This is a genomic window from Pedobacter sp. KACC 23697, from assembly GCF_045348445.1.
Taxonomy (GTDB): domain Bacteria; phylum Bacteroidota; class Bacteroidia; order Sphingobacteriales; family Sphingobacteriaceae; genus Pedobacter.
Map to the genome: position 1 here is coordinate 960,688 of NZ_CP157485.1, position 15,011 is coordinate 975,698.

Genomic DNA, 15,011 nt, shown 5'->3' on the forward strand with positions numbered 1-15,011 from the left:
ACATTTAAAACAAACAGCTTATGTTTTTTCAACACATCTATGAAAAAAGTTTAGCCCAATCGAGCTATCTGATTGGCTGCCAGTCCAGAGGCGAAGCGATCGTAATTGATGCACAACGTGATATTGATGTGTATTTAGCAATTGCTGCACAGCACAACCTGAAAATTAAACACCTTGCAGAAACGCACATACATGCCGATTTTTTAGCCGGATCAAGAGAACTCGAAGCAGTAACCGGAGCTAAATTGTACCTGTCAGACGAAGGTGGCGCAGATTGGCAATACGAATTCGACCACATTGGTTTAAAACATGGAGACGTAATTAGCGTTGGAAATCTCACTTTAAAAGTGTTGCATACACCTGGTCATACGCCAGAGAGCATCAGCTTTTTGCTTACCGATCATCCTGCAACCCATCAACCTGTAATGGTTTTTACCGGAGACTTTGTTTTTGTAGGCGATGTTGGCCGACCGGATTTATTGGAAAAAACAATTGGTTTAGCCGGTAGTCAGGAAAAAGGTGCCAGGCAGATGTACCACTCTGTTCAATGTTTTGCTGAGCTTGATTCTTTTATACAGGTTTGGCCGGGCCATGGTGCAGGTTCGGCATGCGGTAAAGCGCTCGGAGCCGTGCCAAGCTCAACGGTAGGCTACGAGAAAATCAGAAATTGGGCCTTCCAATACGGAAATGATGAAAAAGGTTTTGTTGATTATTTGCTGGCCGGGCAACCGGAACCACCAAAATATTTTGCCATGATGAAGCACCTGAACAAGGTGGACAGGCCATTGCTCATTGAAGTGCCTCAACATACAGAATTAGCACCTGAAACATTTAAAAAAGCCCTGGATGACGGTATTAAAGTGATAGATACCCGCAATAAGGCAGATTTTGCCAGGGGCTTTATTCCGGGCAGCATCAATATCCAGCACAATAACAGTTTATCTACCTGGGCAGGCTGGTTTTTAAACTACCGGGAACAGTTTATTCTCGTTGCCCGATCCAATGAGATGGAAGAAATTACCCGTAAACTCATGCGGATAGGCTTAGACAATATTTTTGGTTTTATCAGCAATGTGAATGACTTAGGTATTGCGCTGCAAGCTGCCGATATAATTGATCTTGATACATTTAAAACTTATGTAGGAAAGGACGGTGTGCAGATTATAGATGTTCGTGCTTTAACCGAATATAACGATGGGCATATAGATGGTGCAGCACATATTTTTGCTGGTAGTTTGCCCGATAAGCTGAACATGGTTAGCAATGATAAACAGGTGGTGATCTATTGTCAGAGTGGCGATCGTGCTGCCATTGCTTATTCTATTCTGAGAAAAAATGGTTTCGATCATGTGAAAAGCTTTGCCGGAGGCATAAAACAGTGGTTGGAAAGCGGAGGAATAACAGTCTAGTTGTATTTTTGTAGTGGCCTTGCGCAACAGGCAATACAAAATTGATTGGAAGCAATTAAATAATTAAATTAATATGTTAGCATTTTTAAAGCAACCCTGGCCCTGGTACATAGCCGGCCCCCTGATTGGATTAACCGTACCGGCATTGTTGATACTTGGCAACAAGTCGTTTGGAATCAGCTCATCCTTAAGGCATATTTGTGCGGCCTGTTTGCCTGCAAACATCCCGTTTTTTAAGTACGATTGGAAAAAAGAAGCATGGAATCTGTTCTTTGTATTTGGAATCTTTATAGGAGGTGCCATTGCCACCGGCCTTTTTGCTAATCCCGATCCTATTGCAGTAAACCCAAAACTTGCCACAGAACTTGCCCGTTATGGCATTACCGATTACCATAGCCTCATACCACAGGACATCATGAACTGGCAAACGCTAGGCACTTTAAAAGGCTTTTTGCTCCTGGTGGTTGGCGGATTTTTAGTGGGTTTTGGTACCCGGTATGCTGGCGGCTGTACCAGCGGACATGCCATTATGGGACTGTCTAACTTGCAGTGGCCATCGCTAATCGCTACCATCTGTTTTATGGTTGGCGGTTTCATTATGGCCAATTTAATTTTACCTTATATTTTATCTCTTTAAAAAAAAACATGTTAAAACATACAGATACAGAATTTGAAATCCGCTCCTTAGATGCAGTTTGCGTAAACGAAAGTAGCCTGACACACAAATGGTATCACAATTTCAAGTACCTGATTGTTGGGGTACTGTTCGGTATCGTTTTCGTTAAATCGGAAGTGGTGAGCTGGTTTCGTATCCAGGAGATGTTTCGGTTACAATCGTTTCACATGTATGGTATTATTGGTAGTGCGGTGGTGGTAGGAATGATCTCGGTTTGGTTAATCAAGAAATTCAATATTAAAACCATTTACGGCGAAACCATTAAATTTCATCCTAAAACTTTCAATAAGGGTCAAATATATGGCGGCCTGCTTTTTGGCTTTGGCTGGGCCATTACAGGTGCTTGTCCGGGGCCGCTTTTTGCACAAATTGGTGCAGGTGCCACCATAACTGCCGTTACGCTTTTCAGTGCTATTGCCGGAACTTGGGTATACGGCTTATTAAGAAATAAAATTCCACATTGATTAACTGCCCTGTTTTGCACCAGGATACTTTGGTTGGAGGAACTGAAAAGCATGTGATAAAACTGCCATATCAGGCCAAAAACTGACAAAATTTTATATCTTATGGAATTGTGAAACAATAGCTATAACTATGTGTTGCAAATGCATAAGGTATGAAGGGGGACATGCCTGTTTATCATGCAGAAGATGTAAAATGAGCGATCAATACGTTAATAGCCAAGCTGACCTCGAATATTATTTTGAACAATATCCAAACCTGCTTTGCATTGTGGGCGAAGACGGGTTTCTGAAGAAAATCAATCCGGCAGTTCAAAATCTGTTGGGTTACTCGGATGAAGAACTGTTTAATTCCAATATAGATGATTTTATTCATCCTGATGACCGGGAGGTAACTTATGACAGGAGAATTGCTCAGGTAAAAGGCGATCATTTTGCGGAGTACGATAACCGCTTGCTCACCAAAGATGGTAAAATTGTATGGCTTTCCTGGGCCTCTGTTTTTATAGAAAGGGACCAGGTTTTTTTTTCCATTGCGAAAGATATTACAAGCAAAAAAAGGGAAGAAGATCAAAGTCACATCATTTCTATTCTAAACCGTCTTGGCGACGAGCAGAAGGCCAGGTTTTCTCAGGAAATTGCCTTCATCAATCCCGAAATTCATAGTGAAGTTTCTGACTTCAAATGGTTGGGCCTTAATAAGGCATTGGCGGTTGCAGACCAGAAGTGGATGGAAAAATTCGAATTACTGGTTCGTAAGCATGCAGGCAAAGCAAGCCTGAACCTGAAACTTTTAAGCGCAGAGATGGCAATGAGCGAGCGTCAGGTTTACCGCTACATTAACAGGATTGTTCTGATGACGCCGAAAAAACTAATTAATATGGTACAGTTGCATATGGTGTGGGAGATGATTGCGAAAGGAAAAGAACACAGTCCGGCTGCTTTAGCCCGGCAGGCAGGCTTTTCCTCAACCAGCCGGTTCAAAAAATTGTTCTATAAGGTATATGGAATTGATGTTGCAACATTGTTGTAATTAAATGTTTAATCCGGTGATATGAATAAGAAAGTATTAGTTATTGATGACGATAAAGAATTGTTGTGGCTTTTTGAAACGATCCTGAACCAGGAGCAAATTCAGACCGTTACTTATCATTCCGGAATTCCATTAGCAGAAATTATTGCTGAAGAACCCGATCTGGTATTACTGGATGTTAACATTATCGGTTATGAAAAAAATGGCGTTGATATCTGCACAGAAATCAAAGCCAGTGAGAATCATTCCAGTCTTCCGGTTTTACTGGTATCTGGAGAGTCGGATTTACATGCGCTTGCCCGCTGCTGCGGTGCAGATGATTTTATTGCAAAACCTTTTAATATTGATTACCTGATGGATAAAGTAAAGAAACTGCTAACTTAGGGCAATTTAAAATACTATGTCCGAACAAACCAATCCACCAAATGCCTGGGAAAGGATCAACCTTGGTTCTGAAAGATTAATGCTTTTCTTTATTAAGCACCTCGATCGTATTTATACAGCTAAATTACACCTTATACATAAATTACCTTTACTGGCTGATGAGGCCCGTTTCAAAGACCTGAGAAATGCCATTTTGGATACGGTTGGAAATGTTGAAAAACAACTTGCCCGGATGCAGCTGATTTATACCCTGCTGGATAGTGCCCCTTCAATGGGCAGTATTTATGGCCTGTCTGGATTAATTGATGATGCCTTTGAAGCTATAGACGAACAAAAGGGAGAAGCTGAACTTCAAGACCTCTCGATTATATTCTATCTTCAGAATATAGAAAGTGTGGAAATGGCTTCTTTTCAGATTTTACAGATGGCCGCAATCAGACTCCATAATCCGCATATCAATCAACTACTGAAAGAAAACTACGAAGAAGCAAAGTCTGACAGGACATTGCTCTTGTTAATTTCTTCTAAATACATTGTGAGCTAAGCCAAAGTTTACGCTTGGATATACGTTGCCTTGGGTAGATTAATACAATATTTTGGAGATGATAACAAGCATTATAGCAATAGCTTTACCCGAAAGTAGACGACTGGAATTGAAGGGTGCATTTTTTTTAAATTTTCAAAAACCAAATGCTTAAGATTTCGTTTCTTCGACATGGAAACTTTTAAGAGGCTACTTTCAATCATTTTACATGCATTTTTCATCTGTTTATTCATCAGCGCGATTCTTGGGATGACCTTGGCCAAGCTGTCTTAGCCAGTTGCCTGATCTTTACAAAATCATTAAGTTCATCCTTCGTTTATTTTTCAATGGAAAGTTTAGATTCATTTGAAAGGTTGCTGGCCATATTTCTTGCCACCATCTTATTGCTTGGTTTCCTTACCGGTGCAGCCATTTACTTATTTGTATAATTCAATAACTTTCGGGGATATTTTTACCTGATGCGTAAGATTGGGCGATTTAACGATCAGTCTGTTCTTAATGATGATACTTGTAGTTAAGGGAAAGGTTTAATGGGAAAAAACGCATCTGTTCTGCTTCGCAGCAAGAAAAACCCGCTCAGTTTTGGATTTTGCTGGTCAAACAGCAGGGCAATACCATTCATATAACAGCATTTCGGGAAAATAATCCGGTAAAAACCAAAACGAAAATCAGTGTTCTTAATCCTGAAAATTTGGAAAAAGGGCTTTTACCGGGTGAAAATGGTGAGGTGGTTTTTTAGGCGAGCACTAAAGGCATGTATAATCGCAGGTTCGATTGGTCTGAGCATAAACCTGTAGTTATAATGGAGTGGGTTACACGGGGCATCCGTCACAGATGCCATTATTGCCGCTTTATGTGGTTGTAAATGGTATGTTTTAATGTTTATAATTTATTTAGACTGGTTATAAATAATAGTTTTATATTTGCCGCCATTTAAAACATTATAAACCAACATTTGATGAGATATTTATACGTACTGCTGACCGCTTGCTTACTCCTGGCGGGCATTACTACTTTTGCACAGGGACCAGGAAAAATATCCGGAAGAGTTACCCTGATAGATGGACAACCCTATGCTTCAGCTTCGGTTTCTCTGTTAGAAACAGGAAAATCTACCCTTACCGATGAGGAGGGGAACTATATTTTCAGTAATGTTGCACCAGGGAATTATACGGTGCGTTTTCAATTGCTCGGTAACCCGCAGAAAGATCTTCGTGTAAGTGTGGTACAAGGTGAAACAGCCAAATTGGACTATCAGCTTGAACGGGAGAATGTACAGGCACTTCAGGAAGTAACTGTTGCCGGAGCTACCAATAAGTTTACGCAGAAAGAAAGTATTTACATTGCCAGGCTGCCACTTAAAAACCTGGAAAATCCCCAGGTTTACAATTCGGTTCCAAAGGCTTTATTTCAGGAGCAGATGGCCGTTGATCTTGGCAGTATTGCCAAGAATGTACCGGGCGCGGGGATCCCGATGATTGCAAATCAAGGTCGCGTCACCTTTCGTTCCCGTGGATTTGATACGGAGCCAAATGCAAGGAATGGTGTTGCAGGTGCTGCGTTCTCATTTATCGATCCGGCAAACCTGAATAGAATTGAAGCCATTAAAGGGCCATCGGCTACGCTTTTCGGAAATAGTATTGCCAGCAGTTATGGCGGATTATATAACCGGGTAACCAAAAAACCATATAATGGCTTTGGTGGAGAAGTGGGCTATACAACCGGAAGCTGGAACTTTAACCGCCTTACTGTTGATGTTAATACACCAATTAATGAAGATAGAACAGCATTGTTCCGCTTAAATGGAGCAACAACCTGGGAGCATAGTTTTCAGGATCTTGGCTATACCAATAGCGTAAGTGTTGCGCCGAGTTTTTCTTACCAGATTACAGATCGGTTATCGATCTTGCTGGACGTAGAATTCGGGCAGGCGAAGGGTACCTCGGTTGTCAGACTTAATCCATATGTGGCTGTACCAGCAGGACAAACCAGTATAGAACGCTCTATTGCAGATATTGGTTTTCCGTACAACAAAACATTTTTAAGTAATGATCTGACCTATAAGACACAGATGATGAACATTTTTGGACAGATTAACTATAAAATCTCAGATGAGTGGACTTCCCAGACCATACTTTCCAGAGCCAGATCTTCCATCAGCGGCGATATTACCGCCTTAAATGGAAGAACGGAAACAACCATCCGCCCTAACGTAATTGTGGGTTATACTCAATTTATTGCAACTGATCTTCAGCAGAACTTTATCGGCGACTTTAAGATCGCCGGACATCGAAACAGACTGGTTGTTGGTTTGGATTATTATAACAATTTCAATGACTTCGACAGGGTAACGGTAAACCTCCCGGATGTAGATTTTATCAATACCCCGGCAAGTTATAGGGTAAGCCAGTTTAAAGTAGATTCACTCACCTCCAGAGGAAGCTTACGTAAGGAAACCAACAGGGACAATACGTATGCAGCCTATGCATCAAATGTATTTAACATCACCGATCAGCTAACTGCGATGGCAAGCCTTAGGGTAAACAGATACCAATATAAAGGGGTTTACAACATTTCAACCGGATTAACATCAGGAGGCTTGGGTGCTGGCGGCGTTCAGGCCGGTCCTTATAACCAGACCAGTCTTTCTCCAAAATTTGGTTTGGTTTATGAAGTTTTGAAAGATCGTGTTTCGCTTTTTGGAAATTACATGAATGGTTTTTTCAATAAGAGTGGCATTGCCCGAGACGGAAGTGGATTCAAGGCAGAATATGCCGATCAGCTGGAGTTTGGTGTAAAGGCCGATATCTTCGATCATAAGCTGGTTGGTACGGTAAGTTATTATGATATTAAGGTCAAAAATATATTGCGTCCGGATCCGATTGATGTAAACTATAGTGTTCAGGACGGATCGCAGCTAAGCCGTGGTTTGGAAGTGGAATTAACAGCCAACCCAGTTGCTGGTTTAAATATTGTAGCAGGGTATGCTTATAACGACAGTAAAGTTACCGATGCAAGCGACATTAGGAACAATGGTCTTCGCCCGGGGCAGTCTGGGCCACCAAATACCATTAACTTTTGGGTAAGTTACCGTTTTCCTCAAGGGATATTACGCGGACTGGGAGCTGGTTTTGGAGGTAATATTGGAGACAAATCTTACCATACCAATACCTATAATTCGAAATTCATTATACCATCTTATCAGCTCTTTGATGCCAGCGTTTTCTATGACCATGCCAAGTTTAGGGTGGGTTTCAAAGTTGATAACTTAACCAGCGAAAAGGCCTGGTCGGTGCGTTTAACACCACAGGCACCAGCAAGATTTACCGGAAACTTGATCTTAAAGTTCTAAAATTTCTAATCATAAAAAAGGGTGAACCGTTCGTTTTTTGCGGGATGCCCTTTTTTATTGATAATCAGCTGAACACATATTACAACATTTTTTTACGCTGCCAAAATAAATCAATTGACCTGTTACAGGCATCGAAGCACCAGCAATTGTTATGATAAACAAGTTAGGTGGTTCACTCGTCAGTAATGCTTATCAAACTGAAGTCCTGTAATGTTGTTGATTAGCGTTTTCTGAGTTTCTTTAGAAAAATTCTTTCCTGATCATGCTCAGCAGCTCATTGTTGTTTGATTTTTTAAAAATCACATCATTACACTTATTAAATAAGATAAACTCCTGTAAATTATGGACAAACTTGGTAATGGTTTTTTCATCGATTTGAATGGGTTCAAAATGGAGATTGTGTACGATCAGGGTTTTCTTTTTCCGGTCGGCTTTAGCATCCATTCTGGCAATAAATCTTTCGCCCGATATAATCGGTAAGGAGAAATAGCCAAATTTTCGTTTAGGAGCTGGTACAAAACATTCAATTTGGTAATCGAAGTCGAAAAAATCTTTCAAACGGGAGCGAAATACATTCAAGATATCAAAAGGCGACAGAATGAAAACTTCTTCTTGTATATTTACATTAACATCGGTTTCCGGAAGCATGTATAGCGGTCCTTTTACGCCATCTATCATCACCTTTTTAACTTCTTCTACCTGAAGCATCTTTTCCAGTTCTCTTTTTACCAGGTTGCCCTTTACGCGGCGGGCACGCCAGGCCATTTCTTTTACCGATGAAATGCCCAATGCGCCCAGGGTACGTTTGATTACATAACGGGCATAATCTTCATCGGTAGGCATGGTTTGGTCGGTATCTGGTGGCACCACTTCCAGTGGCAGGTGGTAAACTTTTTGGAAAGCACTATTTCGGCTGATCATCAGTTTCCCTTCCAGGTAAAGTTTTTCCAGCGCAACCTTCGCCGGTCGCCAATCCCACCAGCCCGAACTCGCTTCTAAGCGGTCGTTCTCAAAATCGCCCACCATCACTGCTCCATCCCGTTCAACCTGATCTAAAATCTGCTTCATTAAATCCGATTCGCTTTTTGTAAATGTGCTACCTTGCGTTGCAAATGCCTGTTTTACAGGAAGTGAAAAGCGGAAATCGTGCATGGGCAGAAATCCGGCATCGGAGGTAAAATATTCGAAAACATCACCATCATCACACAGTGCGGCAAGCCATTCTGTTTGATAATCATGAACTCTTGCAAACAGGACATGATGGTGGGCACGTTCTACAACATAGTTGGTATCTAACTGTATGTAGCCTAAATGATCAATCACCCGGTAAACGGCCTCTATTCCGGTTCCAAACTGTGCTTTTTGTGAGAGTCCTGCCGCATGTAAAATGATTTTTCTTGCCTGTGATCTGTTAAGTACAATAGCTTCCATCGTACTAATATATCGATCATTTATCGGGTGTTAAGAATTGAACTTAACACTTTTTTTGTTTTGATATGCTTGGCATGGCCATTTGGCCAGGCATTCGCCATTTCAGTTCCGAAATCAGCGTGGCGGCAAAAATAAGTCCTCCACCTATTAAAAGCCGCGAGGTAATGGCTTCACCCAGTATGAAATGCGCTGCAAAGGCGCCAAAAACCGGTTCGAAAAGATAAATGATCGATACCCTTTCGGCGCTAATGTACCTTTGAGCGATATTTGATATTGTATACATGTAAGCAGTTGAAAATAAGGCACAGAAAATGATGCCTAACCAAAAGGTTGTTGCTTGAGGAATCCAGACCGTATCGTTTTGAAACGAGGCCAGTAAAAAAGTGAATACCGCGCAGGTGGCAAACATGGGTACGATGGTTGGTATAATATCACGTACTTTCGATACTTTCTCCACCTGTATTAAATATATGGCGAAACAAAAGGCACCGATTATGGTATATAAATCGCCTAGTCCAATACTCAGTTTGTTGGTAACCGATATGACAAAAAGACCAGTAAGCGCTGTAACTGCGGCAATCCATATTTTCAGGGCTGCAGCTTTTCGATAAATAATCAGTTTAATTACGGGAATCATCACCACGGTTATCCCGGCTACAAATGAGCATTGTGATGCTGAAGTATGTGTAATGCCCAGTGTTTGCAGGTAAATGCCCAGTACAAGTGATACTGCCAGGCTAGCACCGGTTTTTATTGTGGTTGCATTAAGTTTTTTTACATGTTTCCAGAAAATAACCGATAAAACCATGGTGGCTAAGAGGAAGCGATAGCATAAAAATAAAAGTGGCTGACCCTGGCCTATGGCAAGTTTGGTAACCGAAAAAGAAATGCCCCAGAAAGCGGTACCTAAAATCAGTAAGAGTAGAAAAAGTGTTCTTTTTTCCATTACGATGCTTTTAGTTTGATGGTATCAGCCAATTCTTTTTTCATCAACAGATCCGTTTGCTCATCATTACCGAGCCGGAATGCATGTTTTCCAAATGTTTTGAAACCATTTTTTTCGTAAAATCGTAAAGCTCTGTAATTTTCTTCCCATACCCCAAGCCACACCCATTTTGCCCCTTGTTCGTAGGCAATATCAATGGCTTTTTGATAAAGTGTTTGCGCTACTTTTTTACCATGGAATGCCTGTAGTACGTAAATACGTTCAATTTCTATGGCATCGTCTATTTTCTCGTTTTGCGCTTCACCAAAATTGATTTTCAAATAGGCCACAACATTCCCATCTACCAGCGCAAAATAAAATTGCGCATTCTGATTATTTAATTCTGTTTTCAATTTCTCTTCCGAAAAGCTGTCTTTTAAATAATCCATCATGTTTTCGGCTGTATTTACATGGGCAAAAGTTTCAAAAAATGTGCTTTTTCCAATTTCCTGTAATTTTTGGATATCGTTTGTGGTTACCCTTTCAATGATGATCTGCTTCATGGCACGAATGTAATCAGTTATTAAATGATTAAAAATGTTATTATTTCATTTATTAATGCATATTTTGCATTAATGGATCTTCAACGAATCAAATATTTTTTGGCGCTGTCAGAGCAGCTTCATTATTGGAAAACCGCAGAGAAGGTGAACATCACACAATCGGCACTAAGCCGTCAGATCCAATCGCTGGAAAATGAACTGGGTTTACAGCTTTTCGAACGTAATAAACGGAATGTGAAGCTTACCCCGGCAGGCAAATTCTTAAAAGATAAGTGGGAAGTCGAGCTAAATGAACTCGGATATATCCATCAGTTTGCTAAACAGATTCATTTAGGTGAGCGTGGAACCATTACCATTGCGCATCCCGATTCAATCTCAGCCTCCATCATGCCCGATATGCTGGCTAAAATTACGGAGGCATTTCCTCAGCTTCAAATCAAGTTAGTGCAGGTTTTATATGAAAATCAACTGGATTTTCTGAAAAATTATAAGATTGACCTGGTCATTACCAGAGATATGAACAGCGTACCGGGGATCAGGGCAAAAAAAATCTATTCCGATCACCTTGCATTGGTGGTTCCAATAGAACATCCTTTTAAAGTGTTTGAAGACCTATCGACCGAAAGCCTAAAAAAACAGAAATTTATACTGCCCACAAAAGAGGAGGGAAGTAGTTATAGTGAAATCATCCAGGCACTATTCAAATCTTATGATCTTGTGCCAGATGTATTTCTACACTCCGAATTTGGTTCTACAATTATTGCATTGGTGAGGAAAGGTTTGGGAATAGCCATTTTGCCCGACTCTTATATGCACCATCAAAGCCCTGGTTTGCGGTTTATACCACTGCCTTTTAAAACTGATTTATTGATCAATTGGCGAACCGATGATCACAACCCTGTACTGGCAAATATTTTAAAACTTGTATTTGAGGAATAAAAAATTAATCAAAAAAATATTTTATTGCAGTATATAATTTACATTTTATAAGCAAAAAAAGCATTCAGTTTAAATAACTTTGTTTTTTAATGAAAAATCGGAGAATCGATTAATTTATTTTAAACCAAACAACTAAAATGCCTTTACTTATTCTCAACATTATTTTCTGTATTTCTTTTTTGGGCTTTGCTTATGTAAACCTTAATGATAACGATGCTTTCTTATGGGTGTCTATTTATTTAAGTGCTGCAATATGCTGTGGATTAGCTGCGGCCGGTAAATATTATCCTTTTGCTTATCTGTTTTTAACTGCCTTTTATTTAATTTATGCTGTTATCCTGTTCTTTGCAAAAGATGGTGTTCGCGATTGGATTACCAAATACAGGCGCGAGAGCCTGGTGCAGAGTATGCAGGCTACCAAACCCTATATAGAACAAACACGGGAATTTTTTGGTCTTCTGATTATCGCAGGAGCACTGTTGATCAATTATTTTGTTTCTGCGGGTATTACTGCATAAGTACCTTTCGGTTTTTATTTATGAGAGATGATTACATGAATGCGGTGAAAGAAATAATAGGTGCTGTTGTTAAAAAGAATATCAGTTTAGAAGCCGAAAAGTGGCTCGAAGATTTTACCCTGGCTGCAGACCAATCGGCGCAGTTAGCCAAAGTATTTGTAATGCTGCCCCGTAAAACAGGCAAATTACAGCTTGCAATTACCGATAACGAGCAAGAGGCGCTCCATGCAGCAGGGTTTGGCTACATCCAAAACTGGACCATTGATAGGCTGAGTCGCGTCTGGTTACTGGCAGGTTTGGATCTGAAAGATCAGGAACTTTTATTTTCAGCTATTGACCGGTTGTTTCTGGCGGCAGAGGTGAACGAAGCTGTAGCTTTATATTCGGCGCTTCCATTTTTACCATATCCCGAAATTTGGGTAAAGCGCTGTTCCGAAGGGATCAGAAGCAATATTGGTTCTGTACTCGAAGCCATTATGGAAAACAATCCTTATCCGGCAGCAAACCTGGACGAAGCCGCGTGGAACCAGCTGGTGCTAAAAGCTTTTTTTACAGAGAAAAATATCAGCCTGATTGTAGGTTTAGATGAACGTGCCAATCTGCAGCTTGCCTTAACCCTGGTAGATTATGCTAAAGAACGCTGGGCTGCGGGCAGGGAAGTGCATCCACAGCTATGGCGCCTGGTGGGCAGATTTATTAATGCCGAAATTTTTGAAACCCTTACAACCGGTTTACAGCATTATAACCAGATGGAACAACGCGCCATTGCACTGGCCATTTCGCAGTCTGGTTACCAGCCGGCAAAAGATTATGTTAATACTTATCCGGAACTGAAATTGGCCCTGGCCGATGGAAGCTTAAACTGGAATTCATTTTAACCAAATAAAAAATTAAGATAAAGAGATGTGTTGTAGCAGTTCAATAGAAAGAGATAAAGCCATGATGGGAGCGCCTGAGGCTTTCGATATTAATGTGGTAAAAGGAATGAAGTTCTTTGATCCGCATGTGCACATGACTTCGAGAACAACCGACGATTACCAGGCAATGGCTGATGCAGGCGTTGTTGCTTTGATAGAACCCGCATTCTGGCTGGGGCAGCCACGTACCGGATTAGATAGTTTTAATGATTACTACAGTAGCCTGATTGGTTGGGAGCGTTTCCGTTCATCTCAATTTGGCATTAAACATTATTGCACCATTGGCCTTAACTCCAGAGAAGCCAATAACGAAAGTCTGGCCGAACAGGTAATGGAAATTTTACCTTCTTTTATTTACAAAGAAGGGGTGGTTGGTGTTGGTGAGATCGGTTTCGACGACCAGACCGCTGCAGAAGAAAAATACTACCGGTTACAGCTGGAACTGGCTAAGGAAGCAGGTTTGCCGGTACAGGTGCATACACCACACCGGGATAAGAAAAAAGGTACCCAGCGCAGTATGGATATTGCTTTGGAACATGGCCTTGATCCTTACAGTATCATCATTGATCACAATAATGAGGAAACGGTAAAAGAGGTATTAGACAGAGGCTTTTGGGCGGCTTTTACCATTTATCCGTTTACCAAAATGGGCAATGAGCGTATGGTAGAAATTGTAAAACAATACGGCCCGGAGCGTATTATGGTAAATTCTGCTGCCGATTGGGGCATTAGCGATCCGTTAGCGGTACCAAAAACTGCGGCGCTGATGAAAATGCGTGGTTTAAGTGATCAGGATATCGAGTTGGTTACTTATCGAAATGCAATTACAGCCTTTGCGCAGAGCGGACAGCTGGATGAAGCCGATTTTAACGCTCAGATAGACCTTACCGAGAAATTTGAAGGAAATACGATCTTGCGGGGCGGACAACAACCAAGAACGGATAAATCATCCATCATCATTAGTTAAAGTATTGAAAAAGATAATCATCTATCTGCGCATGATGCGCCCTGCTAACATTGTTACTTCGGTAGCCGATATTCTGGCAGGGATTGCCATTTCTGGGGTTTTAAGCAGCGGCTCTTCCATTCCATGGTTGTCTATGCTGTTATTGGCCACATCAACAGCCTGCTTATATGGCGGAGGAATCGTTTTTAACGATGTTTTTGATGCTGACCTGGATAAAATCGAACGTCCGGAACGGGCTATCCCCAGCGGGATAATCAGTTTACAACATGCAACCATATTGGGAAGTATATTGCTCTTTGCCGGAATTGCTTTGGCTGCTTTTAATAGTTTAACTTCCGGATTATTGGCCCTGCTGGTGGCTGTTTTTGCTTTGCTTTATAATAAAATTGGCAAACATCATTCTTTTTTCGGACCCTTGAATATGGGCCTGTGCCGCGGGTTTAACCTGTTGCTGGGTTTGAGTATTTTGCCTGAAATGCTATCCAATCATTATCTGGCTGTTGTTCCGGTTATTTATATTTTCTCCATCACCATGACCAGCCGTGGTGAAGTTCACGGAGGCCGCACTAAAAACTTATATCTGGCCGCCTTTCTGTATGCTGTAGTGATCTGTGCCATTGCTTATTTTGCTTTTGTAAATGAAAGGTTGCTGTTGTCAATGCTGTTTTTGGTTCCTTTTATTATTATGATTTTTAGGCCTCTTTTAAAAGCCATTAAAGAGCCCGTTGGTAAAAATATTGGCGGGGCAGTAAAAGCCGGCGTAATTTCACTTATTTTGATGGATGCCGCCTGGGCGGTAACGTTCGATGCCTTGATTCTGGCTTTTATTATTGCCGCTTTATTACCATTATCCATGTGGCTCTCTAAATTATTCGCGGTGACTTAACCGCCA

At 41.0% G+C, this 15,011-nt stretch carries 15 protein-coding genes; 12 read left to right on the forward strand and 3 right to left on the reverse strand.

Annotation, left to right across the window (positions count from 1 at the left end):
• Positions 1-20: 20 nt before the first annotated feature.
• The 7 genes from ABEG20_RS04035 (at position 21) to ABEG20_RS04065 (ending at position 7,859) form a co-directional block, all read left to right on the forward strand.
• Complete coding sequence (locus ABEG20_RS04035; protein WP_406826104.1) at positions 21-1,409, forward strand: rhodanese-like domain-containing protein; 1,389 nt, start codon at positions 21-23, stop codon at positions 1,407-1,409.
• Positions 1,410-1,482: 73 nt separating this feature from the next.
• The gene (locus tag ABEG20_RS04040) at positions 1,483-2,046 is read left to right on the forward strand and encodes a YeeE/YedE family protein (protein ID WP_406826105.1); all 564 of its coding nucleotides are present in this window, start codon (positions 1,483-1,485) and stop codon (positions 2,044-2,046) included.
• An 8-nt stretch (positions 2,047-2,054) separates the two neighbouring features.
• Positions 2,055-2,549, forward strand: coding sequence for a DUF6691 family protein (locus ABEG20_RS04045; protein WP_406826106.1), 495 nt, complete (start codon positions 2,055-2,057; stop codon positions 2,547-2,549).
• Between the two features lie 193 nt (positions 2,550-2,742).
• Positions 2,743-3,579, forward strand: a complete 837-nt coding sequence (locus ABEG20_RS04050; protein WP_406826107.1) for a PAS domain S-box protein — start codon at positions 2,743-2,745, stop codon at positions 3,577-3,579.
• A 21-nt stretch (positions 3,580-3,600) separates the two neighbouring features.
• Positions 3,601-3,963 carry a PleD family two-component system response regulator gene (locus ABEG20_RS04055; RefSeq protein ID WP_406826108.1) on the forward strand — a complete coding sequence of 121 codons (363 nt, stop codon included), beginning with the start codon at positions 3,601-3,603 and terminating at the stop codon, positions 3,961-3,963.
• A 16-nt stretch (positions 3,964-3,979) separates the two neighbouring features.
• Positions 3,980-4,507 (forward strand): DUF892 family protein, encoded by a 528-nt coding sequence (locus ABEG20_RS04060; RefSeq protein WP_406826109.1) that lies wholly within the window; start codon positions 3,980-3,982, stop codon positions 4,505-4,507.
• A gap of 958 nt (positions 4,508-5,465) precedes the next feature.
• Positions 5,466-7,859, forward strand: coding sequence for a TonB-dependent receptor domain-containing protein (locus tag ABEG20_RS04065; RefSeq protein WP_406826110.1), 2,394 nt, complete (start codon positions 5,466-5,468; stop codon positions 7,857-7,859).
• Positions 7,860-8,099: 240 nt separating this feature from the next.
• On the opposite strand, the gene ABEG20_RS04070 is transcribed toward ABEG20_RS04065, so the two are convergent.
• The 3 genes from ABEG20_RS04070 to ABEG20_RS04080 are packed head-to-tail and all read right to left on the reverse strand — an operon-like array spanning position 8,100 to position 10,778.
• Positions 8,100-9,290 (reverse strand): winged helix-turn-helix domain-containing protein, encoded by a 1,191-nt coding sequence (locus ABEG20_RS04070; protein ID WP_406826111.1) that lies wholly within the window; start codon positions 9,288-9,290, stop codon positions 8,100-8,102.
• 43 nt (positions 9,291-9,333) lie between these two features.
• On the reverse strand, positions 9,334-10,236 hold the full coding sequence (locus tag ABEG20_RS04075) for a DMT family transporter (protein ID WP_406826112.1): 903 nt from the start codon (positions 10,234-10,236) through the stop codon (positions 9,334-9,336).
• Positions 10,236-10,778: a GNAT family N-acetyltransferase gene (locus ABEG20_RS04080; protein WP_406826113.1), complete on the reverse strand. Its 543-nt coding sequence runs from the start codon at positions 10,776-10,778 to the stop codon at positions 10,236-10,238. Before ABEG20_RS04080 ends, ABEG20_RS04075 begins: the two co-directional genes overlap by 1 nt.
• 24 nt (positions 10,779-10,802) lie before the next feature.
• Here ABEG20_RS04080 and ABEG20_RS04085 point away from each other — a divergent pair, with 24 nt between their 5' ends.
• From ABEG20_RS04085 to eboC, 5 genes are all read left to right on the forward strand, one after another.
• The gene (locus tag ABEG20_RS04085) at positions 10,803-11,717 is read left to right on the forward strand and encodes a LysR family transcriptional regulator (protein WP_406826114.1); all 915 of its coding nucleotides are present in this window, start codon (positions 10,803-10,805) and stop codon (positions 11,715-11,717) included.
• A 137-nt stretch (positions 11,718-11,854) separates the two neighbouring features.
• Positions 11,855-12,235: a transmembrane 220 family protein gene (locus ABEG20_RS04090; protein WP_406826115.1), complete on the forward strand. Its 381-nt coding sequence runs from the start codon at positions 11,855-11,857 to the stop codon at positions 12,233-12,235.
• A gap of 20 nt (positions 12,236-12,255) precedes the next feature.
• Positions 12,256-13,113 (forward strand): EboA domain-containing protein, encoded by an 858-nt coding sequence (locus ABEG20_RS04095; RefSeq protein WP_406826116.1) that lies wholly within the window; start codon positions 12,256-12,258, stop codon positions 13,111-13,113.
• Positions 13,114-13,138: 25 nt separating this feature from the next.
• A complete protein-coding gene (locus ABEG20_RS04100; RefSeq protein WP_406826117.1) occupies positions 13,139-14,119 on the forward strand; it encodes a TatD family hydrolase in 981 nt (326 codons plus the stop codon).
• 4 nt (positions 14,120-14,123) lie between these two features.
• Positions 14,124-15,005 (forward strand): UbiA-like protein EboC, encoded by an 882-nt coding sequence (gene eboC, locus ABEG20_RS04105; protein WP_406826118.1) that lies wholly within the window; start codon positions 14,124-14,126, stop codon positions 15,003-15,005.
• Positions 15,006-15,011: the final 6 nt, after the last annotated feature.

What these genes read in the sequence shown, in the direction of transcription:
- ABEG20_RS04085 (WP_406826114.1), top strand. Translation starts at nt 10,803, where the DNA reads ATGATTAAAAATGTTATTATTTCATTTATTAATGCATATTTTGCATTA.
- ABEG20_RS04050 (WP_406826107.1), top strand. Translation starts at nt 2,743, where the DNA reads ATGAGCGATCAATACGTTAATAGCCAAGCTGACCTCGAATATTATTTT.
- ABEG20_RS04060 (WP_406826109.1), top strand. Translation starts at nt 3,980, where the DNA reads ATGTCCGAACAAACCAATCCACCAAATGCCTGGGAAAGGATCAACCTT.
- ABEG20_RS04100 (WP_406826117.1), top strand. Translation starts at nt 13,139, where the DNA reads ATGTGTTGTAGCAGTTCAATAGAAAGAGATAAAGCCATGATGGGAGCG.
- ABEG20_RS04090 (WP_406826115.1), top strand. Translation starts at nt 11,855, where the DNA reads ATGCCTTTACTTATTCTCAACATTATTTTCTGTATTTCTTTTTTGGGC.
- ABEG20_RS04080 (WP_406826113.1), bottom strand. Translation starts at nt 10,778, where the DNA reads ATGAAGCAGATCATCATTGAAAGGGTAACCACAAACGATATCCAAAAA.
- ABEG20_RS04045 (WP_406826106.1), top strand. Translation starts at nt 2,055, where the DNA reads ATGTTAAAACATACAGATACAGAATTTGAAATCCGCTCCTTAGATGCA.
- ABEG20_RS04055 (WP_406826108.1), top strand. Translation starts at nt 3,601, where the DNA reads ATGAATAAGAAAGTATTAGTTATTGATGACGATAAAGAATTGTTGTGG.
- ABEG20_RS04075 (WP_406826112.1), bottom strand. Translation starts at nt 10,236, where the DNA reads ATGGAAAAAAGAACACTTTTTCTACTCTTACTGATTTTAGGTACCGCT.
- ABEG20_RS04035 (WP_406826104.1), top strand. Translation starts at nt 21, where the DNA reads ATGTTTTTTCAACACATCTATGAAAAAAGTTTAGCCCAATCGAGCTAT.
- ABEG20_RS04040 (WP_406826105.1), top strand. Translation starts at nt 1,483, where the DNA reads ATGTTAGCATTTTTAAAGCAACCCTGGCCCTGGTACATAGCCGGCCCC.
- ABEG20_RS04065 (WP_406826110.1), top strand. Translation starts at nt 5,466, where the DNA reads ATGAGATATTTATACGTACTGCTGACCGCTTGCTTACTCCTGGCGGGC.
- ABEG20_RS04095 (WP_406826116.1), top strand. Translation starts at nt 12,256, where the DNA reads ATGAGAGATGATTACATGAATGCGGTGAAAGAAATAATAGGTGCTGTT.
- ABEG20_RS04070 (WP_406826111.1), bottom strand. Translation starts at nt 9,290, where the DNA reads ATGGAAGCTATTGTACTTAACAGATCACAGGCAAGAAAAATCATTTTA.